Genomic DNA, 26,380 nt, shown 5'->3' on the forward strand with positions numbered 1-26,380 from the left:
CATCCCCACGTGCGTGGGGAACGGTGTGGGCGTACGGTGAGCGTGCGCCCGTTTCGCGGTTCATCCCCACGTGCGTGGGGAACGGCGCTGTATCTGGCGCTCAGTCAGCGCCAGTCGCGGTTCATCCCCACGTGCGTGGGGAACGGCAATTTGCGCGTGCGGAGACTGGCGCAATGAGCGGTTCATCCCCACGTGCGTGGGGAACGGATTCGGGGGCGGCGTGGCGCGCGGTATCTCGTCGGTTCATCCCCACGTGCGTGGGGAACGGCGATTGCGCAACAGCTCGAGACGATGACGCAGCGGTTCATCCCCACGTGCGTGGGGAACGGCGGACTCGAGCCAAACACGCCCGCTGGACACGCGGTTCATCCCCACGTGCGTGGGGAACGGCTGCCTTGCCGACACAGGAAAATGTTGAAACCCGGTTCATCCCCACGTGCGTGGGGAACGGCAGCTCGTCCAGTAAGCGCCGCCGCGCAGTCGCGGTTCATCCCCACGTGCGTGGGGAACGGCTACGCTCCCTAATGGTCGCTTCGTCTGGTAACGGTTCATCCCCACGTGCGTGGGGAACGGGGGCGGGTGGGAGATTGGCAGAAAACTGAACACCGGTTCATCCCCACGTGCGTGGGGAACGGCAGGAAGGCATCGGGACGGGGATGGCGCGCGGCGGTTCATCCCCACGTGCGTGGGGAACGGGGTTCTCATCCCGCCGGGTTCACCGGGGGGGGCGGTTCATCCCCACGTGCGTGGGGAACGGACTTCTTGGAACCTACAGTAAAGACGTTGGTTGTGGCAACACACAAATGCTACCGATTTTTTGACCCAACATCACTAGAAACAATATGCGATTGTCAAAGATCAGGTTTCTTTTGGCGGACTCACGGAAGTATCGTCCGAGTTGGGAGGAGGCAGGAACTGAACAAGCTTGATGCCGTCGTAATCAACCGGTATGCGGCGGTTCGGACCAAGTGTCCGCAAGTCGTAGCCCGATTCATTCGGCGCCTTCCAAACCATCACCGCGTTTCCACCCTCAATGGCTTTTTCGACTTGCTCCCAAAGATATTCGCGGACACGCACCGAATAATCGCCCACGTAAACGCCCGCGCGTACTTCCAAAAGCCAAATTGCCAGCCGTCCCTGTAATCGAGGGGGCGCATTTTCAACAACGATGACCAGCATCTCCAAAGCTCTCCGGGTTGGGAATGGCAGGCGCGACCGACTCCGGTGCTGGCGTAGGTGGTGTCATGTCACCGGCCGCAAGGACCTCCTCAATCATTGGAATCAGCTTTTCCAGCAGGTTTGTTTTTCGGAACATGTCCCGACAGGCCAGTCGGACGGCCCGTTCTGGGATGGGTGGATCTTGTGCGGCCACCCGAAATGCCACCGGGACAACTGTCTCGAATTTCACAATGTCCGCTATGTCATAAACAAACGAAAGCGGTTTCCCGGTATGGATGAATCCAATGGCTGGGGCGTACCCCGCTGCCAAAACGGCGGCCTCGGTCACACCGTACAAGCACGCCGTCGCCGCGCTGAGGCACTTGTTCGGCAGATCGCCAGTGTTCCAATCGGTGTAGTCGTAGTCCCGACGCTTCCACACAACGCCGTACTGCTTGGCAAGCAGGTCATACATGGCCCGGACGCGCGCGCCCTCAATACCACGGAGCTGTTCGATTGAACGCTTGGCAGGCGCGGCTTCCTTGAACCGCATTTCATACATCTTGCGGACAACTTTCAGCCGGGCCTCATCGTCGAGCGCCAGTTTAGCCTGATACAAAAGCTTGTCAGAACGAGCCCCACCGGGTTGTCCAGCCGAGTAGAAGCGGACACCACCCTCGCCGCACCAGATGAGAAGTGTTCCGGTCGTTGCGGCGAGTTGAGCTGCCCGGTGGGAAAGGCGTGTGCCGGGTTCGAGCATGAGACAGGCGACGCCGCCAACCGGGATATGCGTCCGAACCCCGTTCTTATCCACGACGACGAACGCCCCGTCGAGCATGTCAATCTCACCGCGCTCGATGAACATCAGCGAGATGCGTTCCTTGATTTGAAGCGGCTTAGGTGGTTCGAGCATAACGCCATCCGTCTCCGTCAGGTTCACCTAGCGGTGGTATTCAGTTCAGGTCGTTGCCAGCGGTCCACGGTCCCGGCTGAAGCCGCGCGTCCGTCCGCGGCCCGTTACCTGCGAGCCAGCGACAGCAATCCACAGCCAAAACCCTTGGCGGAGCCAATGCCAAACTTCAGGGTTTCCACGAAGGCGTCGGGTTGGGTGACGGTCAACCGGCCCTCGAACAACACCGTATGGATCGTGAGCGACTGGCCGGTCTTTTCAAGTTTCTTTGCTCCGCCATCCGCTTGAAAAGGGTCGGCTTCAGTCAGGGCCGGAGGCGCTTCACGCCACGCCGTCCAGTGGCCTTCGTCCACCATCCAAAGCTCACCCTTCGCGACCGAAAATCCGCCCCGGTTGCTTCCGCCAGGAGGATTTCCCTTCCGCACCAGCCACTTGAATAACGGTTCCTCACCGTAAATACCGTACCGCTGCCCAGGTTTTCGGTTGCCCTCTGCCTTGTGACAACGGACGGTCGGATTGGCGCGCAATCTGAATCGGAATTGTTGACCGACGCGAAACTTCGGTTCGAGGGAGCGTTGTTCCACGTGGAGGCTGGCGCCGAGTTCGGCGCGCAGCGGTTCCCAGTTGGGCGCCGTCAGACTCTGGACGAGCACCGTCACCCACGGGCCGGTCGCGGGTCGCGCCGGTTCGACCCGAAAAAGAACGCGCCCGTTCCCAGCGTGGCGGCCTTCGGCCGGTCGGTCGCCGGGCGGGAACGCACGCATGATCGCGGCATGCGTATGGTACGGCGTTCTCAGCAACCGAAACACATGGCGATTGGTTGGGTTGAGCGTCAATTGGCTGAGGTAGATCATGCCGATGCGTCCTCCACTGGCTTGGTCGGTGGACGTGGAATCCATTCCGTGGTGACGAAGCGGGTCATGAAGTGCCGCGCGCCATGGGCGAAACTGACCGGCACATCGCGCCTCGGCTCACCGTCGCCGGGCGGGCACTCCACCACCAGTCGAACCCGTTCCGGATGGATGACCCGCTTCCCTCCCGGTGGAACGACCGAAGGGTAGGTCTCCACCACGGTTCTGAGTGGTTCTTCCTTCAATCCGTCAGGGAGATAGAGCGGGAGTCCAGGAGGAAACGATTTCCTTCCCAAAAACAGCGGCCACACTGGATTGGCCAGCGCCGCGTGGATGCGGCCAAGCAAGCCAGCATCTCCCTCCAGGCCGACCAGAAAGGCCGCATCAGCGAGATAGGCGCGCCGTGAAAGCTCAGTCTTCGTCGCGTAGCGTCCGTTCGGATCGATGTCCTGAATGGTGTGGAAATCAGTTTGAAGCACCCCTTCGGCATCCACCCGGACGGCCATGGTGAGGGCGGCCAGATCGGCGACTGACGCCGTTCGATCCCGGCCGAGCGCCGCGCCAATCAGACCGATCATGCCGCTTTTGGTCGGCTCGCGTTCGGTATCGCGTTCCTGGAACCGGCTCCGCGACCCCCAGGACTGCAGCGGGGCGACACACCGGATGAGCAAACACGTCATGCCGCCTCCTGTGCTGTCAGTCGAGATTGGACCGTCTCGACAACCTGGGTGATCAAGTCCTGCAGGCCAACCGGGTTTTCAACCATGTCCAACGTGGTGCAGGTCAGATCCTGGAGGATGCCGGCGCTCCCGTACGCTCGTTTGAGCTTCTCGAAGTAGGCCCCCAGATTGGCTGCCGAACGAGTCAGCAAATCTTCGCCATCCTTTCGACCGGGTCGGACGGGGGTCAGAAAAGCGTTCGCCAGCGACCACGGCGCGCCACCTTCCCGCGCGAGAACCCGGATGTAGGCCGGAGGATTGTGGGCCGCCATCGAATTCTGTTTTCCGCTGGGAATCGCCAGCGCCGATGCCTCGAGAAAGCCCCCGATCGCTCCCACGACTTGTTCCACGTCATGGGCAAGGTTTTCGGCGAGCTTATCCACGTTGACTAGGGCGTAGCGATAATAGGTCGCGCTGTTGTACTCGACCGTTCCTAACATGCCCGATCCGGCGTCTTCGTCCCGATCCTCGGCCTTGAGATCGTCAACCGCCGTGTAAAAATCCATTTCCATCTCGACTTCATTGGTCGAGATGGCGTGGGCCACCTGACAGGCGGCGTCAACATTGAGGTTTTTTCCGTCGGCGACCATGCGCCCAAACATGGCCACGTCGGCGGCATAAGCCGGTCCAAACACCCCGGCCAAATCTTTCTGAATGGGTTCCGGAATCGCGGCCCTTTGCTCGCGCTTGGCTTTCGCCCCACTTGACTTTTTTTCGGTTTCGGTGGTCGGTGTTTCTTCGGTAGGGATGCTGGCTAACGCCTGGGCATGGTTATCGGCAACGTCAATCAGTTTTTTAATCTCGCGCTCCCCCAAAAACAGGAGGTATTGCGTGAGCTTCATCGTCTGCCCCGTTTGCTTGCTTTCCTTGCTGTCGAGTTTGAAACTCAGCCCTCTGAGCGCGTTTTGGGCAATGTGTGCGGCGACCTGACCAGCGTGTCCCCTGGTTGTCAAACCGTCCACCAGGCGATCAAACAGGCGTTTTGTTCTGACCCCGACCGAACCCTGGTGGGACTCAACCGCTGCCTTGAAGGCTGGATGACGGCGGATGCTCCGCTTGAGGCACTGGCTGGAAATCCGGGCGCGCCGGTAGCCACCGAACACACAGGTTTTGGGCGTGTTCGTGTCGTCGCGGTTGAGATTCGAGGGAGCAAAGTTTTGCAGCATGTGAATTTCAATGAACATGGCAGGTATCGTCCTTTCATGGATGGTCTTGGAACAGGATGGGTCTGGTGGACGCGGTGACGGACTCGGTAGCCTCCGGTTCAGGTTCGTCCAGCGGCGACCAGAAATCCTTCGCCCACCGGAGCTGTACCCTTTTTTCCGGGTGATGCCACCCCGTGAGGTCAAGTAGCAATTTTTTGTAATCCACGCCAATTTCCCGACTTTTCAGCAGGGAAACGGCGTGCCGCAGGTGGCTTCCAAGGTCGTCCTCGTGAGCGTTGAGCAGGGCTTGAAAGCGCTTGGCCGTGCTTTCCGTTTCGCGTTTTGGGTCAAGCCGAAGAAAGGTTTTCCCAAACGACTCACCGGCTCGTGGTGGAAGATGGTTCAAGCCAAACAATGCCGCGATGAGGAAATACCACCGCGCCTCATACGCCTTGTCCGGCAGGAACGGCACGACGTACGGGTACATCTCCACCACCCCATGGTCGTGTCCCAGCCCGCGTCTGAGCCGAGCCAGCGCGGCGCGGTCTTCACGCAGGGATTCAAGCTTGTCAACGAATCTGTGAATTTGGTCGGTCATCATCATGGGCTCCGTATGGCAGTCGGTCTGGTGGGGACGGTCACCGCGTTGTTTCCGTCATGGTTTTGCGCAACCGTTTCAGCATGGCTTCGCCTTCGGCGCGCCCTTTCAGTTCCCGGGCCGTGCGTCCCAGGCAGTTATCCATGGACGCCGAAAAGGTTGCTTCACAGATGGCAAAGACTTCTTTGCGCCAGCCTTTGGCGAGCGCATCGAGGTCGGCGTCAGGCGGATCTTCGGGCAAGTCTTGGAGCGCCTGGAGAAACCGACGGAATGGAATGTCCAGACGTGACCAATAAAGCGGAGCAACGCCAAGCGCCGTGACGAACTGCGTGACGGCTTTCCCATCGGCCTTGCGCGTTCCATCGGTCAGGCAAACTTCAGCGACTTTGCGGGAGGCGCGAATCAGGTTCTGCTCGACCGATTCGGTAAGCTCAACGGCGTCACGTAGTTCGCGGACAGCTTCAATTTTGGTCAGAAGCGACCGGGGAACGGGCATGGTCTCCTGCCGCCACACCAGTGGGTTGCCCTGGTCATAGGCCAGCCCAAACAACATGCACTCGAACTTCTTTTCGGTGGGAATGAACGCTTTCCTGGCAAGGTTGGCGGCAAAGTCGAAAGCTTGTGGTCGTTTGCTGGACGTTTCCTGCCCTCCCTCGACGAAGCCAAACAGTGCGGCACTGTCCCGCCACAAAGCCCGGTCAGGACTCAACTGAACGGGAACAAAACGCATGCCGTCCTTTTCCTTGCGGCGGACGTAGGCAAACATCGGCTCCGTGACGATGTCTGCCACCGTGCACGCTTGCCCAAAGTACATATCCCGAACAAACACCCGGTTTCCCTGCTCGACGGGGATCAGCCGGATGTGCCGGGACATCCAGGTCAGGTAGTCCAGGTAACCGTCTGGAACGAGAGATTCCTTGTGAGGCCAGAACTTCTTTCGGTTATTTGCGCTGCCACGTTCCCAAATCGGCAGGTCGTCACCTAACCTTGGGATGGGATGGTTATCCCGGTAAATCAACAGGTTGAGCAGCAAGGTCTCGAACACGGTGTCTCCACGGAGCAGGGTGACCACGCCGGGAGCCAATGGCGCGCCCGAAAGATATGGATGCTCGCCGAACAGGTTACTGGTGACGCCTTTCCCCCCAGCGAGCGCAAACGCCTGGGCGGCCAACAGTCCGCGGGCTGCCTCGGCCGGCGTGAACCAACGCTCGCCATCTTCCGCGGGGTGGTTGAAGAACATCCGCAAATGCTGGATGAATAGACGCGATAGGGGCGTGGGTTCCTTCACCTCAAATCCCGCCGTCTGAAAAAACGGTTCGGTCTCGGAAAACAGGTCAAAGCGGTCTTGCCACGTGGTTAGGTAGTTATCCATCGGCGTTTGGTGAAAGTTTCGGTGCTGCCAGCCTGTGTGCCAGTCACGCTCGCTCTGCGGCCCGTCAATGGCGCGGTGAACGATGGCGAGCAGCAGGCGGTACAGTGCCGCGTTGACCAGGGGGCTTTCGTCCTCGATGGCGCGAAGTTCATGTGCTCGCTGAAACACCTCCCGCAGGGATAGCTCAACTTGCGTGCCATTCAGCAACGAACAAGGAATCCAAGGTTGAATAACAAGGTTGAATGAAGGCATGAACATACCTCTGGCTGGAGGCTACCGGTTACCGGCAGCCAGGAAAAATGGTTACGCTTCTTCAGGGCGTGATCATTAATTTTTGCAACATAAAGATTTAGCGCGCTGGTTGCCCCGACGGTGACAGATAACTAAAAACTACCCCAAGCTCGGGGTTCAAACTCAGCGTTAGACCCTGTTGCGACAGTGATCCATCCTCAAGCTCAGCTACCCGACAGTGCTTGAGCAACGGCGACTTTGCCCAACCGGACGGCACCGGCTGGCTTTGGAAGTACTTGACCCAGTGGGGATGGCTGATCGTGACACCTTGCCGGAGGATTGCCTGCGCCTGGGCTCGATCCGGTGTCTCGTTCAGGTCGACTGTCCGGCGGTCCGGCGCGGCAAGGTAAAGGTGACCTTGTTCTCGGTGTAACGGAACGAATGTTATCGTGGGGCGCGCCAGGCGGGTTCGCGCCGGGGCGAGGAGTTCGTCATCATCCATCACATGGGCGAGTTCCCTGAGAACGCATTCATCTCCGTTGTCGTGGGGTGCCGGGATGCTTGCGGCTTTGCCAAGGTACGATTCCGCCCGTTCCTGACCTTCGGCGAGATGTTTCCACGCTTGCAAAGTGTCCCTGAGACAGTCCGGGCACGCCAAGTCATCTGGTCCATAAACCTTCGCTATCAATCCCTCGACATCGGTGGGAAGCTGGACCGTGGTGACTTGCCGGAGGGCCAAAGCGCTCTTGAGAAGAATGTACGGCTCATAAACGAAGGCCGAGTTGCCAAAATCTGGCGTGGGGTCTGACAACTCAGGCGAAAGGCAGTACAGCACCGCTTCCTCGGTGAACCGCTCGGGGCGGTCGCGGTCATGCCGCTGAAGCCGCCCGCCGCGCTGCAAGACGAGATCAACCGGCGCCAGTTCTGTCACCATCACGTCAAAATCCACATCCAGGCTTTGCTCGATGACTTGTGTGGCCACAAGAATCGCCTTCCTGGGGCGGCAGCGCGACCCTTTGCCGAACCAGGTTTCAACTTGGTTTTCGATCTCCATTCGCTGCCCAAGCGGAAACCGCGCATGAAAGAGTAGAACGTGGGTATCGGCCAGACCGGCGCGGTTCTTGAGATAGGTGTATAAGGCTTGCGCATCGCCGACGGTATTGACGATACAGGCCGCGCATCCGCCACCTGCCAAATCCCTTTCGAGATGATCGGCCACGGTTGACCACCAATCCCGCCTCGCCTTCTGCAAAACATGGAGCGTGAACGCCCGCCCTGGAAGATCCCTGACTTGTTCGGCGGTGGTGTCTCCGTTCGCGCTCACGCCAATGACACAGGGATAGGTGACCGAAGCAACTCGATGACATGATGAACCATACGCTCTGAGCAATTCAGTCCGGCGCTTTTGCGGTAAGGTTGCCGAAAGCAGAATGACCGACGTGTTCAGGGCACGGAGCCAGCTCAAGAGGCGGTCGAGAACCGTGGATGAATAGGTGTCATAAGCATGAACTTCATCAATCACAACGACTTTTCCCGCCAGCCCGAACAGCCGGACGAACATGTGCCGCGACTGGAGCACGGACAACAGGCACTGATCCACGGTGCCGACGGCAAACGGCGCGATGAGACCGCGTTTTCTTGCCGTGAACCAGTGCGAGGCCGTGATACCTGCGTTTTCCTCGGCTCCGAACACCGCCGTCGCTTTGAGTTCCTGATAGGCATGCTCGAAGTCGGCATTGCCGTGCAGCAGGTGAAGTTCGGTCTGGGTGCCCGTTCGCGCGGGGTGCCGCTCAAGGAACGTCTTTACCCGTTTGAACATTTGGTTGCCGGTTGCCTGTGTGGGCAGCGCATAGTACAGCCCGCGCATCCCGCGCTGACGCATCCACATATCCGCGACACCCAGCGCGGCTTCGGTTTTTCCCGACCCCATCGGGGTTTCAATGATCAGCAAGGACGGTCCGGTGAGCTGTCCGGCAACCGAACGTGCCGTTTGCTGGCACTGATTCGGAGCGAAATTCGGGATATGCGCAAACAGGGATGCGAATTCGATGTCATCCGAACGGAACAGCGCTTCCCCCAGGTGCAGCGCCATGACGGCTTGCTGGGCAACCTCCCGGCGCTCCGCAACGTAGGCTTTCAAACCAGCCATATCGGTGATTTGATCGCCGGTGTACGGGAACCACCGCTCGTCCGAACCGATCCAGTCGGCGACCGTCGTCAAGCCGGCGAGCGTCATCAGAAACGAACCCGTGAGCGTTTCCGGCGTAAATGGAACCTCGTCCCACGCAAGCTCAAAAACCTCCGCCAGGACCTGGACGAGTTCCTTCCGCGCGGTTTCCCACGGCTGCTTCCCTACTTCGTCGGGTAGTGAAGGATGCGCGGGAAAGCTTCCGTGATGGCCGCCCACGGCGCGCGCCAGCGGTTCGGCGACTTCATCTTCAATCTGACCGAGGCAAGATAAAATGTTGGGTAAGGTCAGTAGCGTAACGAGACCATGGTCAGGTTCATCCTGGCGACTGTAAGGGAAATGATCCTTTGGCAGGAATTGGTTGACGAGATCGGGACGCTTCTTTTGAAAACCAGGCGAAATTTTCCCGACATCGTGGAGTGAGACGATGAACGCGACCCAGCGAATGACCTTCAGTAAAGGGCTAGAACAGCGAGAACCGGTGAGGGATTCAAGGAAACCCGGCGGCCGCGTGGCCGGTGACAACAACAGCGCTTCGGCAACCAAGGCGACGTCAATGACGTGACAAAGAACGGAATGGTATGGCGGAGCCTTCTTTTCTTCTTCTTTTTCTTCTTCTTTTCCTGCCTTGCCCCAGAATTTGATGAGTTGTTCAATCCGTTGTTCACCCATTCCATCAATCCGAAGCTTGGAGTATTGCTTGTGTGGGTGGAATCATACATCCGACAATTGACAAGTACGGGCACATATTGCGCTTGCCGATGAAAAAATTCCGGGTTTACGCAGGCAGGCGCTGATGCTCTGGAGTGGAAAGCGCCTGGCTTACCGGACAAGGGTTCCGGGAGAGCCACGCCACTTGGTCTCAACCTTGCTGAAACTCAGATACTTACCTTGCCGATACCTTCCAGGAAATTCAAACCATCCGCCAAACCTGCCAACTATACCGGCGATAAGCGTGGGAATCTGACCGCAATGCTGGTCGGTATCCCCCTGCTTTTGGCGCAACGACCTCACAGCCTTTCGGAACTTGCCAGGCATTTCAACGTCAAGCCGATCACGATCAACCGCGCTGTTGACCAGTTGGGTGATTTCTACCCAATCACCGAGGAAAAGCATGGTCGAAACAAGGTGTTCTTGTTCCGGGATGGGTACACGTTCAAGCCACCGAAGTTGACGGTGGAGGAAATTGCGACCCTGCTGCTGTCGCAAAAAGTCATTGGAGCGTTAGAGGGAACTGCCTTCCGAATGCCCTTTGCCAGGCATGGCGAGTCGCTGCTGAAGAAGGTGCGAGCGACCCTCCCGGAAGAACTGCGCGCGATGCTGGATAGTTTTAGTGAGATTTACGGCACGTCACTGGTGGCCGTGAAGGATTATTCAGCCCATGCCCAAACGATTGAAACGCTGGCGTACGCCGCGTATCGGCGGCTGAAAGTGGCGCTTGTGTACCGCTCGCTGACCGATGGGCAACCGAAAGCGCGGGTGTTTGCGCCCTACGCGGTGTACTTCGACCCAGACGGCGGCACGCTCAAGACCCTTGGCGTTGATTCGCGCCGGTCCGGTATCATCCCCCTCTCCATCGATCACATCGAACAGATTGAACTTACCGACGAGACCTTTGACCGGCCGGCGGACTTTTCACTCAAGCAGCATCTGGATGCCAACTGCTTCAACGGCATTCATGGCGCACCGGTAACCGTTCGGCTGCGCGCGTTTGGGGTGACGGCGCGCATTTTCACGGAACGGACGTTCCATCCGACCCAACGGGTGATTGAACGCTTCCCAAAAACAGCGCACCAGGACGAATCGGTGACGATTGAGCTGACCGTCGCCGGCGGACGGGGGCTGGAGCGGTTCGTGCTCAGTTGGCTGCCGGAAATCGAGGTACTCGCGCCGGATTCGCTTCGGGAAGCCATCCGCGCAGTCTGCGCTCGTGTGCGATGACGGACGCACGCTCCCGGCAGGTAGTCCGGAACAGGTCGGTCACTCGACATAGGCAATGTTATCAGACTCTAAGTCACCACCCTCTGCCCCTGTAAAGAATACGGCAGCGGCAGCTACTCGGTCGGGTCTAGATAACGCTTCACTTCTTGAAACCAGGGCTTATCCTTCGCCCCTTTCCACACCCGTGACTGGTCAACGATGGCTTCCGCAACCCGGCGCTTCCCTGGCACACCATCTGGCAAGTTCTGCCACCGCTTGGCAAAGTCTCCCAATCGGGCAGCAACTTCATTCGAGCGCAGTCCCTTGATCTGCGCCACCAACTGGTCAGCTTCGACCTCGGACGGATCAGGCGGCAGCACGGCCTTTGCCTCCAGCCGCAGGCGTCCGTACCCGGCCGCCGTCTTGGCCCCAACCCCCAGCTTGGCCAGCGCCGCGTCCAGCAAGTCAAATGCCGCATCCACCCAGTCCGGCGGCCCGGCCAAAGCCAGCAAAAACTTCCCGGTTGCCGTCAAGAACGGCACGACCGTCGGCGAGTCCCAGTCCGCCGGCCAATCCGCCCGTCCCTGGTAATAATCGGCGTGATGCACCGCCATGACATCCGCCGCCAACGGATGCTCCGCGCTGCCCGGCACCCAGAGCGCGTCAAAAAAGATGACATACCCGGCTTCGGGGTCCGTGTCCTGCGCAGACCCAAACAGCGTTCGGTGGGCCGAACCCTGCGGGCACCGGGGCGTCAACTTGCGCCACGCCGTCTCCTCCACATACCGGTGCGCGTAGGCCGCGGCCAACCCCTTGAGCGCACTGCCGGGAATCACCGGCACGCCGTAGGTCCGGTGCAGCGAAATCGCCGTTTCACTGACACTGTCCGCGCCAAGCCCAACCACAAGCCGCCCCACGACCTCAGCTTCCCGCATCTGCGCCCCGAAAACGCTCAAGTGATGTTTCCAGCGCGCATACCACGCCGCATAAAGCGACGCCGGGCGCAGTCCAGCAACGGCCTTGACCAGCGCCGTCCGGGGCGGCTCGCCCGGCTGTACCGCCCCGGACTTCCCCACATCCGGCGCTTTCGCGTCGCCTTTGTCGGTAAGCTGAGCCAGCAAAAACCGCTCAAACCCCAACCCCGGATGGGCACAGTCACGCCATGCCACGTTGTTCAGCGCCGCCCGCCGCGCCCCGATCTCACCCATCGGTTTCCTCCGTCCCACTCACCTTGAAGAGCGACTGGGCAAAACGCTTGTACCACACCAGCGCCGCCAGCGTCCGGCGCGTCAGACTTAGATAGACCATGACCGGCGCTTCCCGTACCGTTGCCCCCAAATGACTCCGCCCGCTAAAACCCAGTGTCTGCGCCAGATGCTCAAGCAGGAGTTCCCCCTCCCGCTTGCCGCGCGCTTCGACGAAAGCTACTGCCTGCGCCAACCCGGCCGTCCGAATGAGCACCGGCAGCTTGAGCGCCAGCGCGCCATACCGCGCACGGTCACCTTCCGGCAACGCCGTCATCTGCTCGTACGCCCGCCGCGCATAGCGTTGGTCACGAGTCTGCATGCTGATGCCCTCCTCTGGGATGTGGATTCACCGCCCGCCAGGCCTGCCTTCACAGTGTCGCGCCGCCATCGGCAACCCGCACTTGGCATAGCCCACGCCCAACCGAGGCCTTGCCTCCAAATTGCAGTGGCTTCTCAAGTAGCCTTGCCAGAAGTGTGAAGATGAAATCGGCTTCGAGTTCGGCTTTTTTCACCGGGACGGCAACCGCCAGGCCGTACAGGACGCTCTCGGCCGGAAGGGCTTCCTCGTACCACAGCGCCCCCTCCGCAACAGTCTTGGTTTCATCGTCCAACCGGATGCGGGCCGTCGTTTCCGTTGCCGTCTCGGCCAGAAAGTTAAAGACATCATCCCCAACCACACAGAGCCGCTCACGCAACCATGCCTGCCAGTCGGCGCTCTCCGGAAAGAGCGCCCGACCGAGCCAGTCCGCCCAGGCGTTGACAGCCGCCTGGGGCTGGGCAACAAGGTCAAGGTCTTCCAGAATGACGGTTTTTTCCTGGGCGCACAGCTTGGTTGCCTCGGTTGTCCAGGCCTGGTCGCTGTTGGCCGGCAGGGATGGAATGAAACCCGGCAACGCACCCCCAACTGCCGTCAGGTCCCGCGCAAATCGCGCCAGCCCGTACGGCGAGGTAGTCCAGGCAAAGGTGCCGGCAAAACTGCGCACCGGCAACAACAGTAACCGCTGATCACTGATGTGGAGCGTGCCGGCATGGTCGCTCGCCTGCTCACTTTCCGGGCCAAACACCTGTGACACGTGGTGACGACCTTTGTCGTCCGCCATGCACGCTTCGCGCAGGACGCCTTTGACCGATGAGCCGGGCACATAGGGCAGTCCCGTCGCTTTTTCGCGCGCAATCGGCAAGTCAATCACCCCGACACCCTGCCCGGTGCCCGCATGGAGCGGCGAGAGCGCATGCATAAGCAACAATCGTGAAAAGTTCATAGCCGCCTCCCTACGTCCTGGGCTACCTTGCCCGGCGTCACCCAATCCAGAAATGCCGCCAGCACATCGGTCTTCCCCTGCAGAGGGATCACCTTCCGAGCTTCATCCGGCGTCAAGTCGCGGTCACTCACCGCCCCCCGGTAGCCCTCTCCCTTCAAATTCAGTCCGCCAGGCAGCCGGGTCGGGGCAGACAGCACCAGCGCCAACCCGAAGGCGTCACCACGAAAGACAACCGGACGCAGCAGCAACGGACTCGCCAGCCGTTCCGTCTCCCGACCGACCAGCATCGCATCAGGCGTTTGGTCCTGGGGAAAGTGAAACACGATGGGCAACCCCAATCTGGCGCGTGGAAACGGCGCCGGCGCTGCGGCGGACTGGCGCGCGGCTTGCCGGATGACCTGCGGCTCGGGCCACACCGAAGCCCCGTAGTTGTCCGGCTGCCTGGTTCGCCTGTTTATCCGGTACTGCCGAAAGGTTTGTAGCTTGCCGATAAGGGCCTTCCAGGCTGTGATGGCGTTCTGGTGCGCTTCGGTAAGCCGCCAATCGGCATGGCCCGGCGCCAGTCTGGGGAATCCGTCCAACCGCCCGTTCACCACATACTGGCGCAGACCTTCCCGGATATGCCGCTCAACCTCATCCCGGCTGCGCAGGTTGGGCGCTCCCTGGCCAACCCGCCCGATGGCGCCAAATCCACGGCGCGTCCGTCCACCGATGCCACCAAAGGTTTCCCAGGCCCAAAAAGCAGCTTCAATCTCGTCTTGCCATCGCTCTGCCGCTTGCTTCGACAGCCGATAGTTGACCCGAAACTTGACCCCCATCCGCACCGGCTTGGATGCCCACCCAGGACGCTGTTCTTCGGTCTTCGGCAGCAACGGAAAGGCCGCATACGGAGCGATGTGTTCTGACGGCTCCGGTTTTTTTGCCTTGATGGTGAAGGCGGTTTCTTCCCACCCCCGCTCGAGCACCACCACCTCGATGGCAACCGCCGATGGGGTTTGCGTATCGCCCCAGAGTTGAGCTTCGGCAGCGCGGAGCGCCTGCGCATCGGCGTACTGCGCGCCGCGGGTTGCCCGCCACCAAAAGCGCAGGTGTCCGCGCACAGACGACGCCCGCACCACCGTGATGGGGTCGGCCTGCTGTGGCTCAACCCCACCGCCGAACAGTGGCGTCACCAACGCATAGTCACGGTGCTGTTCCACGACCCTGATGGGCGTCATTGCCGGTGGCCGGCTTGGCGTAGGTCGCATGGTTTCCACTCCACATCACTGCAAACTGCCCAACTGTCCGTCCCACGCTCCAACCAGAGCGCAGCCAAAGCCGTCCCGGCGGGACTGGTCATCGTCGCTGACCGGCTGGAGCCAAACCCGGTTCAGCCAGGCCGCGCGCGCGTCTTGACTGCCCTCGAGCTTGAGAAAGTACACGCTCCCGGCCGGGGCCAGCCGCCGGGTCGGTTTGGCCTGATTGGTTTCAAAGTCCCAGCCTGAAACCACCATGGCCCGCCCAACGGCAGCCCCCACCAGGGTGACGGTCAGCCCGGACACGCCGGCCGCCAACGTCTCGGCGCCAGGTCGCCACCCGGCCGTGAAGTAACCCGGTGTCGCCAGGATGAGCCGACATGCTCCCTGCCGGCACACGGCCTGGTGGACGGCGGCAGGGCACGGCGGAAGGGCGGACTTCGACGGCCGCCACATGACCAGTCGCCGTTCACCACCCAGCGGGGCCAGTCCGGGCTGAAGTGGCGCGTCGTCCGCAACCCAGACGGCCAGCGCCAGTCGCCGGGGCGGCTCCCCGTCCACCCGACAGGTAAAAGCCAAGCCGCTTGTCTGAAACAACCGACCGTCTTCGGCCGTCAACGTGGCCGGGTCAAGAGCGACGTGCGTGCGCTGTTCGAGCACCGGCCCGCCGTGGCCAAGCGCCTTGGCTGTGGTTGTCCAGTCGTCGGAGCGCGTCAGCCAGCGTTCAACCACCGACCCGTACCAGTACGCCGGGGCATCGCCGGCCGGTTTGGCCTTGACCCGCACCGCCAGGCCAACCGGGCACAGCCCATCCACCGGCAGGCCGACCGTGACGCCTGGCGGCAACGCCAACGGCACCAGGCGCTTGATGTCAAAATCGCCGGCCGCCAGGCCGCGCAGGACCAGCGCATCGAGCGGCGCCGGCCACAGCCACTGCTGGATAGCGTCTGATGCGTCCAGTTCGACCAAAAACGGCCCGCGTATGGACAGCGCCCGTGCCTCCGCCGGTGTTCGGCCAAAGGCAGATGGGTCAAAGACCCCCTGGGCGGTGCGGAAAGCGCGGGTTCGGACGCCTCCAGCGATGGTCGAGGGAAACGGAAACGGCAGCGACGTCGCCCGCGCGCCACCCCAGGCCCCAAACGGACGCCCATCGCGGAAGATGATTGGATCGCGTGGCTCAATCATCCACAGCGCCATCGGCGCCTCCTTTGCCGATCACCAGTCTCCGGGTGGATACCGCCGTCGGCACGGCGCGGCTGACACGCTCGAACTCCCGCGCTACGACCAACGCATCAGCCAGTTGCCCCACGCTCTGACCACGCAACGCCGCCTCCACCACCCCCAGGGTCGCGTCGCTTATCGCGCGGCCCTGCCGGTCGCGCTTCCGCCTGAGGATTCGCAGGGACTCTTGACGCAGCGCCGCCTGAAAAGCTGGCTCGGCCTCGGCTTCGTTGAGTTGGAGGGCCAACCGGCGCAGCTCATAGGCAGCGCCATGCGCCAGCGCGCCCTGCCGGTACAGGTCAATGAGGCTTTTCAACTGTTGGTCAAAGTCACCCCACCGGCCGCCGACGACCGTCTCGCCGCCGCTCCGCTTGTCAAAGGCAATGACCAGTGCATTGCGCGTCCGTTTGGCAACCTGCTCTGCCCGCCGTGCCCGCCGGAGGGCATCTTCCAGCGGGTCAAGGTGGTGCGAAACGGCCAGGCCCACCGAAAGCGTCGGCGACACCTCGGCCGGTCGAACCCCGGCCAGTCGCTGCTGAAAGGCTGTCGCCAGGTCTTTGGCGCAGTCCAGCGCCGTATGCAACGGCACATAGGCCAGCACATCATCCCCGCCGGCATACATCAGCGACCCGCGATGTTGTTCTTCGACGAGTTGCCGCGCCTCGCTGGCAAAAGCCGCCAGAGCCTGTGACAGCTTCCGGTGCGCCTCCGGTGTCTGACAAGCGTCAATGGCAGCGCCCATGTGGTCGCCATCGGCAAGCAGCAGCCCATAGTAGGGATACGGACGGCCCAGCCCAGACTGGCGCAAGAAAGAACGCAGCACCTGTGCCGCCGTTTGCACCTTGGCCCGACGCTGCCCAACGTCCGGCTCGTCCTCGAAAAACTCACCGTAACGGCTTTCAAACAGTAACCGCCCGTCGTAGTTCTCAAAGACCGGATGCCGAACCGGTGTCTTGCCCAGCATCTCCGGCGACAGCTTGAGGTCGTCCCGCAAAACCTTGAAAAAAGTCCTCGCTGCCTGCCGCGTCATATCGTTATCAGACAGTTGTTCAAGCACCGGCAGCGCCGCCATGTGCGACGTGCTGCTGACCCGGTCGGACCCGTCCTGGCGTCCGCGCTGGCCCAACCGCTTCATCAGTCCAACGCCGCACAGTTGCTCACTACGGCGTATCCCGTAGGCCCGCAACAGCTCATCCGCCTGGCCTGGCCGCAGAACAGACTCCCGCAACCCGTCCAAGGACGACTTCGGACGCGCGCTCCCCCAGTCCACCGGCGCAAAATCACGCAGGGTTTTTCGCGCCGCCAGGGCCCGCTCGGCCAGGTCACGCGCTACCCCGTAGCCACCATCGCCGACGACAGCCGTGGCCCAGGTCACTTCGGGCAAATCACGCGCCTGGCGAAGCGCCACGTCCCGATCAAAGCGCTCACCCAGACGCTGGAAGGCTTCCGTGGCCAGCGCTGCCACCCGCTCCCTGACCGCCTGGGCCGCTTTCCGCGCCAGTTCCGGCGCCTGCCCTGCCGGCACGAGCGCCACCACCTTGTTGGCGACATTGAGTGATGAATCGGGCGCGACATCTTCAATGTTATCAGTCGCAGGGAAAATCAAGCACTCAACGCCACAGACCTCCGCCAGGGCCCGCGCGGCAGCCTTCGATAATTCGCTCAACAGCCATGACCCATACCACAGGTCACGACTGCGCCGCGCGGCGGCAATCCAGCCCTGGACCGGCCCAATCGCCACGATCACGACCGCCTCGGTCATGCGCTTGCCTCCGTCGCGCTTCCCGCATCGAGCCGCTCAACCCGCATCCGCCCCAGCCCCATACTCGTGCCTGTGCCGATGTGCAGGTGCTCGCCAACCGCCAGCAGCGTGGCAAACCACCCCAGGTCGCCCCCGCCAAACACCACTTCCCCTAACAATCCACCCAATCGCAGGCGCTGCTGTTGGCGACTCGACCACCGCGCCCAATCCAGCCAGCGCAGCCGGCGGTGCTCGGTTTGCACGGCGTCGGCCGCAGCCAGCGCCAGGCGGACATCCCACGCCGGATGCCCATCACCATGCACCTCACTCAACAGGACCAACCGCCGCAGCAGATTTCGCGCCAGCACGCCAAACGTGATGTCGGCTTGCAAATCACCCCGGACGCGAATGCGCGTCGGAGACTCAAACCTGACGCGGACGCGCCCCATCGGCGTCAGCGCCGCCACGCGCGCCGCCACCAGCTCAGCCAACGGCCGCACGCCGGCCGCGGGGCCTCCGGCGGCATCCAGGGGCTGAACTTCCGTCAGCCGAAAGCGTACCCGGTCGCGCCCAAGTCCGGCCCGAGCCATTTCAGAAACGGCCTCGATGACATACTTCAGCCCCTGGTTGGCGCGTACCCCAATCACAGTCAGCCCGAACCGGAGCGGCGCGTCAGGGGTCGGACGCGGCGTATAGCTGGTCGGGCACACATCCAGCACAAACGGCACCGGCGCATCGGTCAGCCCTGGGAGCGTTGGCAACGGCTTGGGCGGTGACGTTTCAAAAATGTAGGGATAATGGCAACGCGCCTGCACAATGCAGCGGGAGCAATCCCGGTGTTCCACCACGCAGACGACGCGCTTGAGCGCCTGTCCAAACGCTCCACGCAGCATAGGGCCGGGATAATCGGGCAACACCGCCGGCCCCTGTGGACGCAGGGTAAAGCCATACCGCCCAATGGCTATCGCCGGTAGCGTCATTTGGGCCATCGTCGCCATGCGCATCCAACCTCTCACGTTTGCCCCAAAACGGGACGTGCCCACGGAAAGCACCCTCGCCAACGGGTGACCGGACGGCCTCCAGACCAACCCGCGCAGCTCGATTGCCGGAGACTAGACATGCTGAAGTAGTTACATGACAACATACAATGCAATCTGGAGAACAAAAAGCTATTTTTAGAAAAACCAATGCAGGTCGGCTTGGGACGTGGATGGGTCATAACCGCGTGGAGTTGATGAGCCAGCCAGCTTGCGGTAGGCAGGCGATGATGTGTTACATACCCGCCTACGGGAACAGCCCTACCACGCGCGTCACAGCGCGCAGCGTGGGCTAACCTCATCCAGACCGCGTGACAGGGGGGATTAGCCACATACGGATGACCTTGCGCACAAAAGACTTTGCCCGACACCGACCATTTGCCGACCCGCTTTTGTGGGCTGATTGCTCACCGTTAGCCAAAGCCGGTCACATCTTGATTGACAGCCAACGACTTAGCGGCGCGGCCTGCGGATTGAAGACGCGATTTGAAGCGGATTGAAACCGGGGTCGTTGCCACAAGCACTCCGTCTTCGTTGAAGACGCGCCTGCGGATTGAAGACGCGATTTGAAGCGGATTGAAACAGCAAGCAGCGCTTGTTCGAAGTTTTCGTATACCATACTTCTGCGGATTGAAGACGCGATTTGAAGCGGATTGAAACACTTCAACCGGGCGCTCTAGGATTTTGCTGGCTATATCCCTGCGGATTGAAGACGCGATTTGAAGCGGATTGAAACCACGACTAAAACGAAGTGTTACATGGTCGTTATTTGATTCTGCGGATTGAAGACGCGATTTGAAGCGGATTGAAACGGGAGAGGAAAAAAGTAAAAAAGAATCCGGCAGTGTGAACCTGCGGATTGAAGACGCGATTTGAAGCGGATTGAAACCTGCACTCAAACGATACGAAGTAGGTGAATTCTTTCTTTTTCTGCGGATTGAAGACGCGATTTGAAGCGGATTGAAACGTCCGTTACCGCTTGACAAGACGGTAACGAAAGTACATCTCTGCGGATTGAAGACGCGATTTGAAGCGGATTGAAACGCGCCCCACTTCGGGACGCAAACGATACGAAATAGGTGAATCTGCGGATTGAAGACGCGATTTGAAGCGGATTGAAACGACGGTGACGACATCGCACACCGTCCGCCTGATTCGGCGCCCTGCGGATTGAAGACGCGATTTGAAGCGGATTGAAACCTAACGACTGTCCAGGTCGTGACCCGCCAGTTTGTGGTTTTCTGCGGATTGAAGACGCGATTTGAAGCGGATTGAAACCATTGTGCGTTGATACTCAGCCCGGTCGTACGTGCCGGTCTCCTGCGGATTGAAGACGCGATTTGAAGCGGATTGAAACTCGAAATTAGGATCACTAACGACTGTCCAGGTCGTGCTGCGGATTGAAGACGCGATTTGAAGCGGATTGAAACAGCGCCGCGTCGAACGCATTCTGGTCGCGAATCACCGTCCCTGCGGATTGAAGACGCGATTTGAAGCGGATTGAAACTCTCTCTAGCTTCTAACGTTTCCTTAGAAAATAAATCAGCTGCGGATTGAAGACGCGATTTGAAGCGGATTGAAACAGCGCGAATGTGCGATTGCAAACAGTCTTCGGACGTTTGGCTGCGGATTGAAGACGCGATTTGAAGCGGATTGAAACTTTTAACCCCCGGCTTGCGCCCATGGCGCACAAGGTCATTCCTGCGGATTGAAGACGCGATTTGAAGCGGATTGAAACCTTTCCGGCCTTGCTTCGCTTCCGTTACCGCTTGACAAGGCCTGCGGATTGAAGACGCGATTTGAAGCGGATTGAAACCTTTCCGGCCTTGCTTCCGTTACCGCTTGACAAGGCGATAACTGCGGATTGAAGACGCGATTTGAAGCGGATTGAAACATCGCGGTTCAGCAGAGCTTCACGAAACTGGTCGAGTGGACCTGCGGATTGAAGACGCGATTTGAAGCGGATTGAAACGGAAAAGTAGTCAAAACATACCCTTCGTTGTACTGAACTGCGGATTGAAGACGCGATTTGAAGCGGATTGAAACCATCCCAGAGAGGCGTCACATGAATTACGGACGTGTGATGCTGCGGATTGAAGACGCGATTTGAAGCGGATTGAAACCCGTGTGACGGAACAACCGCCACGAGTATTCCGTTTTCGTCGCTGCGGATTGAAGACGCGATTTGAAGCGGATTGAAACCAGAGAGAAAAGAGAGATTAGGAGTGAGGGATTAGAGATGGACTGCGGCTCGAAAATGTGAGTTGAAGCGGATTGAAACCAGAGAGAAGAGAGAGGTTAGGAGTGAGAGATTAGAGATGGAATGCGAATTGAAAATGCGAGTTGAAGCGGACTGAAATCAGAGAGAAGAGAGGGGTTAGGAGTGAGAGATTAGAGACGGAATGTGGATTGAAACTCCCAGTGGTGAGAAGTTAGGAGAGAGAAGTGACGAGAGAAAGTGAGAAGAAGGGAAGAAGAAGTGCGGCTTGAAAGCTAAATTACGTTATCAGTCGCTTGTCCATCCCAACCAGGGCGACAACGGAATCAGGCAGCGGGTGGATTGAAACGGCTGAACGTCCCGCCTACCCAGTCCCACCACAGCGCAGGGGCAGTAAGAAAGCCTTCAGATGGAAAGCTCGGCGCGGGGTGGCAGGGACGAATCAACCTTCGCCGTCGTCACCAAGACAACCCACACATCCGTTGTATCAGGCTCGGCGCGGAGTGGCAGGGACGAATCAACCTTCGCCCCTCCACCAAACCCGCTCTACGCTCCGCGCCCGGCAACGGACAGCACGCCGGCACCCCAGCCACCACAAGCTTGCCGTCCCAGCAGACGCTTCCCAACTTCGCTAAGGTCATCCCAACAACGCTCTGATTCACCTGCGCCAAGTGCGCGCCGAAAGGATGACCTGTCATGGCGACGCTTTACCTCACCGAACAAAACACAACGCTGCACAAGCGCGACAACCGCCTTGCCTTGGAACGCCAAGGACGCATCGTGTCGGAAATCCACGACTTCCAGGTTGAACGGGTGGTGGTCTTTGGTCACGTTCAGCTTTCAACCGCGGTCATCAGCCACTTGCTGGCCCAGGGGATTGATACCGCATTCGTGACCCTCAACGGTCGCCTGAAGGGCCGGCTCGTGCCGCTTGAATCGAAGAATGCCCCCTTGCGGGCCCGCCACTTTGAGCGGATGACCGACCCGGTGTTCAAACTCACCCTGGCCAAGGCCTTTGTTCAAGCCAAGCTTGCCAACTGCGTCGAAAATCTCGCGCGGCAACAGCGCAACCACCCGGAACTGACCCTGGGCGACGCCATTGACTTTCTATCGGCGCTTGGGACGCGCCTGGAACGCGCGGCTGACCTCAACGAGCTGCGTGGTCTCGAAGGCACCGCGGCGGCAGCCTACTTCAAGGCGCTGGGGAGTTTGTTCCGGCGCGGTTTCACCTTTGAAAAACGGACGCGCCGACCACCGACCGACCCCGTGAATGCACTGCTGAGTTTTGGCTACGCGCTCCTGCTCAACGAAGCCATCGGGGCACTGGCCAGTGTTGGGTTCGATCCCTACTTCGGATGCTTGCACGAGGTCGTTTACGGTCGTTGCTCACTCGCGCTTGACCTCATCGAGGAGTTTCGCCCCATCACGGCTGACCGGCTGGCACTCAACTTGGTCAACCTTGGCATCGTTGAAGCCGATGACTTCGCCCCGACTGACGAAGGCGGCGTCCATCTGGACGACGATGCCCGCAAGCGTTTTCTTTACGAATACGAACGCCTTTTGACCCGCGAGTTCACCAACGCCCGCACCAAAACTCGGACGACCCTGCGCCGCGCCCTGCACGAGCAAGCCGAGGCATTGCAAAAAACAATCCTCGAAGGCACCCCCTACGCAGCCTTTCGCGGCTGGCACTGAACCACATCAACCTCGAACCACATCACTGCCGGGAGGCCGCTATGCAGTTCCTGTTGCTGACCTACGACATCCGCGATCCGCGTCGTCTCCGGCGCGTCATGGACATTGCCGAACGCTACGGGCATCGGGTCCAGAAAAGTGTCTTTGAGTGCTGGCTGCGTGATGAACAGGTCGGCGAGTTGATTGAAGAACTGCGCCGGGCAATTCACCGGCGCGTAGATGCCGTCCGGCTCTACCGGCTGTGCGCTGCCTGTCGCGCCCGGCGGTGCGCTTGCGGGGACATGCGCTGGCGCGAAGACCTCGACCCCATCCTCTGGTAACACCGGCTTACGCATCGGGCAGGCCCCAGGAAAGTCAAGGTTGCAAGGCGCGCCGGTCGGGTGTTGTCAGACACACCGTTCAGGGCTGCATCAACGTGTCAAATAGCGCATAGCCCGACTTGACAATCTCATCAAAGCGCGCCTGCGCGGCTTTTGGATTCAAGGCATCAAGTGGAGCCTTTAGATCCTGGTCCTCGGGATCTGTGCCGTGCACAACGGCATTGCGGAGATTGGCGATGTTCTTGAAGTGAGAAGCGTAGTCTGACCCAAGCTCTTCCTTGATCTTTTTGCCGGCCTCCCGGCGCGAATCGTAGGAGAGCGGCTCGTCGATTTCAAACTTCTGGCAGCCCGCCACACAAAGCGCCTCATAGAGCAGGACGATGCCCTTGAGCCGCTGGTTGGCCGCAAACGCCGTCTCTGCCTTGCGGCGCAGCCGTTGCGCCAAGGTATCTCCGGCAATCCAACTCAAAGGTTCGTCCAGCGCCTCGGCCAACGCGCGGTCAAGCGCCGCCACTTCACCCACGGCGCTCAACTGCGCTCTAGCTTTATTCACAGCCTTCTTCGTCACCCGATTGACGTTATCGGCATAGGCTGCCTGTTCGAGCTTGTCGAGCAAATCGGCTTCTGGCGCAGCCAACCGCCCAAAGACATTGACCAGTTGGCCGAAATCATCGGTGTAGCGATAGGTCGCCAGAGCTTCGGTCACATCGAGCAAGTCTTGGCATAGCGGCAGTTCAATGACTTGGTTACCAAACTCAAACGCGCCGTAGTACATCTCCACGCTCGCCAGCCGCCGAAACCAGCGGAGTGTCGTTGCCATAAACGCCATGAGGACTGGCTGGTGACGCAAGCCGTGGGTAATGTCCAACGTCAGGTCGTCGCCCACCCCAACGTTGCGGTAAAGGGCTTTCCAAACGCGCATCTGTGAATCGCGGTCGTTTGCCGGGCCGACCAGCTCGCAAACCACCTTTACCCGACTTGTCTGGCTCAACGCCGCAGACCATTCGTCAAGCAGTGGCTGCGTCATGTCTTCTTGACGCACGGCTCGGCTGACAGCGTCCCAAATCTTTTCAATCGAGCTGATTTGATCGTCAGGGACTAGCTCTACCAACGCATCCCAGATGGATGCAGCCGTTCCCATCACCAACCAGAGCTCGGCCGGCCGGTTCTGCCTGGCAAGGTGCGCAAGCAGAGCCGTGCCGAAGACCGAAGCCGATTGTTCTTCTCCGTTCGAGAAGACATAGGTTGCTTGTTCATAGCCTGTCCCGTTGGCTTTTTGTTTGCCCTTTCCGATGAAACCGGCAACTACCCGTTTGGAAACCGTGGTCATTGGCGAAACTCCTCACTGAACGTTCAAAACACATAGCACGGGAGGACAGGCCGATTGGGCGCGACACCCAAGTTACGGGTCGCCCGCGCGCACCCTTTGCAGAATTCGACGTACATGATGCTGTCCACGGCCGGCAGCAGCAGGTGGCGGACCTCCGTCTGGAGCGCCGCCAACCGCTCCGGCGTCAACCAACACTCGAAGACACTGTACTGCACCGGGTTTCCGTAACGCATCAGCGTCTTGCGCAGCAAGTTGCGTCGGCGATCAGAAACCACATCATAGGCAACCACAAACAATGCCTCACGACGGGATGGCATAGACAGCCTCCATTTGCGGCTACGCCGGATTTGATGGCTGGATGGCGCGCGCCAGCAACGTAACGAGCGCCTCGCTGCCGCCAACCGATAGTGCCGCCACTTCACAACGCAGTTGACGCGCCACCTCGTTCAGACGTTCAAATTCAGCCTGGCGCCGTTCCAACTCGGCTTCGAGCTGCTCGACCCGCAGCACCAGCCGGTTGTAGCCCTCGACCAAGTCTGCCTTCTGAAAATGCAGTCCCCGGGACTCACGCTCACAGGCTTCCAGTGCCGCCCGCTTGTCATCGAGCGACCGGCGTGTTCTGTCCAGGACTTGTAACGCTTCAAGAGACATCGTGCCCTCCTGTGCTGCCAAGTTGGCGTACAGTCCTGCCACCCCGGCAAGCTCCGACTGCAACGTGTCACGCGCGACTTGCCGGGTGTAGAGATCGGTCAAGCACTGCCGGTGGTTTTGGAGGTAGGCGTCACACTCGGCACGGGCCGTCTTGAGCGCTTCGGCAGCCTTGGCGGCGGCTTGCTGCGCCTGTTCGGCCTCGTATTCGGCATGAGCGGCCACCCGCAACTTGGGCAGCGCGGCGTCATACCACTGCAGGAAGTTCACCGGTGACATCAACGTTCCGGTCGAACGGTCACAAGGTGGCAGCCACGCATCGAAGGCCCCTTTGCGGTACTGCCGCCACAGCGATTGTTTGTCTTCCGAAAAGTAATGACTCGCCGCCTGGTTTTGAAGAAACAACTTGAACACGACCAATGCCGCGCACACCAGCCAAAAGCCCCCTTCGACCGTCAGCTTGGTACTCTGCGCTTCCGGTCGCATCAGCACTTTTTCCGAGCGGGCGCGCCGTTCGATCGGTGAGTCACTCGGCAGGTCCACCCCCCAGCGCCGCTTGATGTCCTCCAAAGCGTTTCGCGCCGCCGCCTGGTTGAAGTCTGCCAGCTCGGTCTGCTTGTGCGTCTCAAGCGCCTGGACGGCCGCCTCGTTGGCCAGGATGCGCTCGCGGATGGCCCCGGACGTCAGTCCGTCGCCGTAGCGCCCCGAACGTCCCCGTCCCGAAACCTCAAGGATGAGCGCCTCTCGGTCAGCCCGGATGATGCGGTTCAGTTTGGCGATTTCGGCATCCGACCGGGAGGCAATCTCCCGGCGGACGCTTTCCAGGACTCGGTTTTGCTCGCGGCGGAGATCGGCTTCGATGTCGGCGCGAAACACAAGCTGGGTCAGGTACGGCGCACTGAGCCACACCGAGACAGCGGTGAGCGACAGGCGCAGGACAGCCAGTGGCGTCGTTTGCCAGAAACTCTTTTTGAACGTATCACTGGTCATGAGCGATACGTCCAGAGACCACACCACCAAAAAGACAACCAATCCGAGGGTGAGTCCCAAGCCAACGCCGAGCCAACCACCGGCAACGCCAGCGCCAAACCACCCCCAGGCACAAGCTTCCAGCAAGGCCATGGCAAAGACGAGGATGCGCGCCGCGTAGGTCCACATGAAAACGCTCGGTGTGAGCATTTCATCGCCAAACGGTTGGAGGCTGAAGAAGCGCTTGATGCGCTCCCATCGTGACGTGGGCAATGTGGTCTGCGTCAGTGGTGGGTTGGGGACGATTTCGCGCGTCATGGGGTTCTCTCCTTGTCTAAAAAAACCAAAGTTTCGCGTCCCTGGCA

General features: G+C 60.3%; 21 protein-coding genes and 2 CRISPR repeat arrays (1 of these 23 running past the window's edge). Of the genes, 3 read left to right on the forward strand and 18 right to left on the reverse strand.

Going from position 1 to position 26,380, the window contains the following annotated elements; all coding sequences use genetic code 11:
• Positions 1–757: direct repeats of the CRISPR family, unit length 29 nt; unit sequence CGGTTCATCCCCACGTGCGTGGGGAACGG; it begins 1,897 nt to the left of the window's first position.
• Positions 758–858: 101 nt separating this feature from the next.
• From cas2e to cas3, 8 genes are all read right to left on the reverse strand, one after another.
• Positions 859–1,179 (reverse strand): type I-E CRISPR-associated endoribonuclease Cas2e, encoded by a 321-nt coding sequence (gene cas2e, locus J8C06_RS13365; RefSeq protein ID WP_211429925.1) that lies wholly within the window; start codon positions 1,177–1,179, stop codon positions 859–861.
• On the reverse strand, positions 1,160–2,071 hold the full coding sequence (gene cas1e / locus J8C06_RS13370; RefSeq protein ID WP_211429926.1) for a type I-E CRISPR-associated endonuclease Cas1e: 912 nt from the start codon (positions 2,069–2,071) through the stop codon (positions 1,160–1,162). The genes cas2e and cas1e overlap by 20 nt, the downstream gene beginning before the upstream one ends.
• 104 nt (positions 2,072–2,175) lie before the next feature.
• A complete protein-coding gene (gene cas6e, locus J8C06_RS13375; protein WP_211429927.1) occupies positions 2,176–2,922 on the reverse strand; it encodes a type I-E CRISPR-associated protein Cas6/Cse3/CasE in 747 nt (248 codons plus the stop codon).
• Positions 2,919–3,599: a type I-E CRISPR-associated protein Cas5/CasD gene (gene cas5e / locus J8C06_RS13380; protein WP_211429928.1), complete on the reverse strand. Its 681-nt coding sequence runs from the start codon at positions 3,597–3,599 to the stop codon at positions 2,919–2,921. The genes cas6e and cas5e overlap by 4 nt, the downstream gene beginning before the upstream one ends.
• A complete protein-coding gene (gene cas7e / locus J8C06_RS13385) occupies positions 3,596–4,822 on the reverse strand; it encodes a type I-E CRISPR-associated protein Cas7/Cse4/CasC (protein WP_211429929.1) in 1,227 nt (408 codons plus the stop codon). Before cas7e ends, cas5e begins: the two co-directional genes overlap by 4 nt.
• A gap of 16 nt (positions 4,823–4,838) precedes the next feature.
• Positions 4,839–5,387, reverse strand: a complete 549-nt coding sequence (gene casB / locus J8C06_RS13390) for a type I-E CRISPR-associated protein Cse2/CasB (protein ID WP_211429930.1) — start codon at positions 5,385–5,387, stop codon at positions 4,839–4,841.
• Between the two features lie 34 nt (positions 5,388–5,421).
• Positions 5,422–7,005: a type I-E CRISPR-associated protein Cse1/CasA gene (casA, locus tag J8C06_RS13395; protein ID WP_211429931.1), complete on the reverse strand. Its 1,584-nt coding sequence runs from the start codon at positions 7,003–7,005 to the stop codon at positions 5,422–5,424.
• 97 nt (positions 7,006–7,102) lie between these two features.
• A complete protein-coding gene (gene cas3, locus J8C06_RS13400) occupies positions 7,103–9,844 on the reverse strand; it encodes a CRISPR-associated helicase Cas3' (RefSeq protein WP_211429932.1) in 2,742 nt (913 codons plus the stop codon).
• 300 nt (positions 9,845–10,144) lie between these two features.
• Between cas3 and J8C06_RS13405 the strand changes: the two genes are divergently transcribed.
• Positions 10,145–11,113, forward strand: a complete 969-nt coding sequence (locus J8C06_RS13405; RefSeq protein ID WP_211429933.1) for a helix-turn-helix transcriptional regulator — start codon at positions 10,145–10,147, stop codon at positions 11,111–11,113.
• A 113-nt stretch (positions 11,114–11,226) separates the two neighbouring features.
• On the opposite strand, the gene cmr6 is transcribed toward J8C06_RS13405, so the two are convergent.
• The 7 genes from cmr6 to cas6 are packed head-to-tail and all read right to left on the reverse strand — an operon-like array spanning position 11,227 to position 18,796.
• A complete protein-coding gene (cmr6, locus tag J8C06_RS13410; RefSeq protein WP_211429934.1) occupies positions 11,227–12,300 on the reverse strand; it encodes a type III-B CRISPR module RAMP protein Cmr6 in 1,074 nt (357 codons plus the stop codon).
• Complete coding sequence (locus tag J8C06_RS13415; protein WP_211429935.1) at positions 12,293–12,658, reverse strand: type III-B CRISPR module-associated protein Cmr5; 366 nt, start codon at positions 12,656–12,658, stop codon at positions 12,293–12,295. The genes cmr6 and J8C06_RS13415 overlap by 8 nt, the downstream gene beginning before the upstream one ends.
• Before the next feature lie 49 nt (positions 12,659–12,707).
• A complete protein-coding gene (gene cmr4, locus J8C06_RS13420; RefSeq protein WP_211429936.1) occupies positions 12,708–13,601 on the reverse strand; it encodes a type III-B CRISPR module RAMP protein Cmr4 in 894 nt (297 codons plus the stop codon).
• Positions 13,598–14,848: a type III-B CRISPR module RAMP protein Cmr1 gene (cmr1, locus tag J8C06_RS13425; protein ID WP_211429937.1), complete on the reverse strand. Its 1,251-nt coding sequence runs from the start codon at positions 14,846–14,848 to the stop codon at positions 13,598–13,600. Before cmr1 ends, cmr4 begins: the two co-directional genes overlap by 4 nt.
• Before the next feature lie 15 nt (positions 14,849–14,863).
• The gene (locus J8C06_RS13430) at positions 14,864–16,033 is read right to left on the reverse strand and encodes a type III-B CRISPR module-associated protein Cmr3 (RefSeq protein WP_211429938.1); all 1,170 of its coding nucleotides are present in this window, start codon (positions 16,031–16,033) and stop codon (positions 14,864–14,866) included.
• Complete coding sequence (gene cas10, locus J8C06_RS13435; protein WP_211429939.1) at positions 16,014–17,819, reverse strand: type III-B CRISPR-associated protein Cas10/Cmr2; 1,806 nt, start codon at positions 17,817–17,819, stop codon at positions 16,014–16,016. The genes J8C06_RS13430 and cas10 overlap by 20 nt, the downstream gene beginning before the upstream one ends.
• Positions 17,816–18,796, reverse strand: coding sequence for a CRISPR system precrRNA processing endoribonuclease RAMP protein Cas6 (gene cas6 / locus J8C06_RS13440; protein WP_211429940.1), 981 nt, complete (start codon positions 18,794–18,796; stop codon positions 17,816–17,818). Before cas6 ends, cas10 begins: the two co-directional genes overlap by 4 nt.
• Before the next feature lie 505 nt (positions 18,797–19,301).
• Positions 19,302–21,195: a CRISPR direct-repeat array (repeat unit 37 nt; unit sequence CTGCGGATTGAAGACGCGATTTGAAGCGGATTGAAAC).
• A gap of 554 nt (positions 21,196–21,749) precedes the next feature.
• On the opposite strand from cas6, the gene cas1 reads away from it, so the two are divergent.
• Together cas1 and cas2 (J8C06_RS13450) are read left to right on the forward strand one after the other, a co-directional pair.
• The gene (cas1, locus tag J8C06_RS13445; RefSeq protein WP_211429941.1) at positions 21,750–22,748 is read left to right on the forward strand and encodes a CRISPR-associated endonuclease Cas1; all 999 of its coding nucleotides are present in this window, start codon (positions 21,750–21,752) and stop codon (positions 22,746–22,748) included.
• 41 nt (positions 22,749–22,789) lie between these two features.
• Positions 22,790–23,068, forward strand: coding sequence for a CRISPR-associated endonuclease Cas2 (cas2, locus tag J8C06_RS13450; protein ID WP_211429942.1), 279 nt, complete (start codon positions 22,790–22,792; stop codon positions 23,066–23,068).
• 79 nt (positions 23,069–23,147) lie between these two features.
• Here cas2 (J8C06_RS13450) and csx2 read toward each other — a convergent pair whose 3' ends face one another.
• The 3 genes from csx2 to J8C06_RS13465 are packed head-to-tail and all read right to left on the reverse strand — an operon-like array spanning position 23,148 to position 26,333.
• Positions 23,148–24,398: a TIGR02221 family CRISPR-associated protein gene (csx2, locus tag J8C06_RS13455; RefSeq protein ID WP_211429943.1), complete on the reverse strand. Its 1,251-nt coding sequence runs from the start codon at positions 24,396–24,398 to the stop codon at positions 23,148–23,150.
• A 23-nt stretch (positions 24,399–24,421) separates the two neighbouring features.
• Positions 24,422–24,715 (reverse strand): CRISPR-associated endonuclease Cas2, encoded by a 294-nt coding sequence (gene cas2 / locus J8C06_RS13460; RefSeq protein ID WP_211429944.1) that lies wholly within the window; start codon positions 24,713–24,715, stop codon positions 24,422–24,424.
• A gap of 19 nt (positions 24,716–24,734) precedes the next feature.
• Positions 24,735–26,333 carry a DUF4407 domain-containing protein gene (locus tag J8C06_RS13465; protein WP_211429945.1) on the reverse strand — a complete coding sequence of 533 codons (1,599 nt, stop codon included), beginning with the start codon at positions 26,331–26,333 and terminating at the stop codon, positions 24,735–24,737.
• Positions 26,334–26,380 lie beyond the last annotated feature (47 nt).

The organism is Chloracidobacterium validum, from assembly GCF_018304825.1.
Taxonomy (GTDB): domain Bacteria; phylum Acidobacteriota; class Blastocatellia; order Chloracidobacteriales; family Chloracidobacteriaceae; genus Chloracidobacterium; species Chloracidobacterium validum.

Bases quoted from the DNA above. Each gene is read 5' to 3' on its own strand.
- cas6e (WP_211429927.1), bottom strand. From the start codon at position 2,922: ATGATCTACCTCAGCCAATTGACGCTCAACCCAACCAATCGCCATGTG.
- cas5e (WP_211429928.1), bottom strand. From the start codon at position 3,599: ATGACGTGTTTGCTCATCCGGTGTGTCGCCCCGCTGCAGTCCTGGGGG.
- cmr1 (WP_211429937.1), bottom strand. From the start codon at position 14,848: ATGCGACCTACGCCAAGCCGGCCACCGGCAATGACGCCCATCAGGGTC.
- cas10 (WP_211429939.1), bottom strand. From the start codon at position 17,819: ATGACCGAGGCGGTCGTGATCGTGGCGATTGGGCCGGTCCAGGGCTGG.
- cas2e (WP_211429925.1), bottom strand. From the start codon at position 1,179: ATGCTGGTCATCGTTGTTGAAAATGCGCCCCCTCGATTACAGGGACGG.
- cas2 (WP_211429944.1), bottom strand. From the start codon at position 24,715: ATGCCATCCCGTCGTGAGGCATTGTTTGTGGTTGCCTATGATGTGGTT.
- cmr4 (WP_211429936.1), bottom strand. From the start codon at position 13,601: ATGAACTTTTCACGATTGTTGCTTATGCATGCGCTCTCGCCGCTCCAT.
- cas7e (WP_211429929.1), bottom strand. From the start codon at position 4,822: ATGTTCATTGAAATTCACATGCTGCAAAACTTTGCTCCCTCGAATCTC.
- cmr6 (WP_211429934.1), bottom strand. From the start codon at position 12,300: ATGGGTGAGATCGGGGCGCGGCGGGCGGCGCTGAACAACGTGGCATGG.
- casB (WP_211429930.1), bottom strand. From the start codon at position 5,387: ATGATGATGACCGACCAAATTCACAGATTCGTTGACAAGCTTGAATCC.
- casA (WP_211429931.1), bottom strand. From the start codon at position 7,005: ATGCCTTCATTCAACCTTGTTATTCAACCTTGGATTCCTTGTTCGTTG.
- cas2 (WP_211429942.1), top strand. From the start codon at position 22,790: ATGCAGTTCCTGTTGCTGACCTACGACATCCGCGATCCGCGTCGTCTC.
- cas1e (WP_211429926.1), bottom strand. From the start codon at position 2,071: ATGCTCGAACCACCTAAGCCGCTTCAAATCAAGGAACGCATCTCGCTG.
- J8C06_RS13415 (WP_211429935.1), bottom strand. From the start codon at position 12,658: ATGCAGACTCGTGACCAACGCTATGCGCGGCGGGCGTACGAGCAGATG.
- J8C06_RS13405 (WP_211429933.1), top strand. From the start codon at position 10,145: ATGCTGGTCGGTATCCCCCTGCTTTTGGCGCAACGACCTCACAGCCTT.
- cas3 (WP_211429932.1), bottom strand. From the start codon at position 9,844: ATGGGTGAACAACGGATTGAACAACTCATCAAATTCTGGGGCAAGGCA.
- J8C06_RS13430 (WP_211429938.1), bottom strand. From the start codon at position 16,033: ATGGCGCTGTGGATGATTGAGCCACGCGATCCAATCATCTTCCGCGAT.
- csx2 (WP_211429943.1), bottom strand. From the start codon at position 24,398: ATGACCACGGTTTCCAAACGGGTAGTTGCCGGTTTCATCGGAAAGGGC.
- cas6 (WP_211429940.1), bottom strand. From the start codon at position 18,796: ATGGCGACGATGGCCCAAATGACGCTACCGGCGATAGCCATTGGGCGG.
- cas1 (WP_211429941.1), top strand. From the start codon at position 21,750: ATGGCGACGCTTTACCTCACCGAACAAAACACAACGCTGCACAAGCGC.
- J8C06_RS13465 (WP_211429945.1), bottom strand. From the start codon at position 26,333: ATGACGCGCGAAATCGTCCCCAACCCACCACTGACGCAGACCACATTG.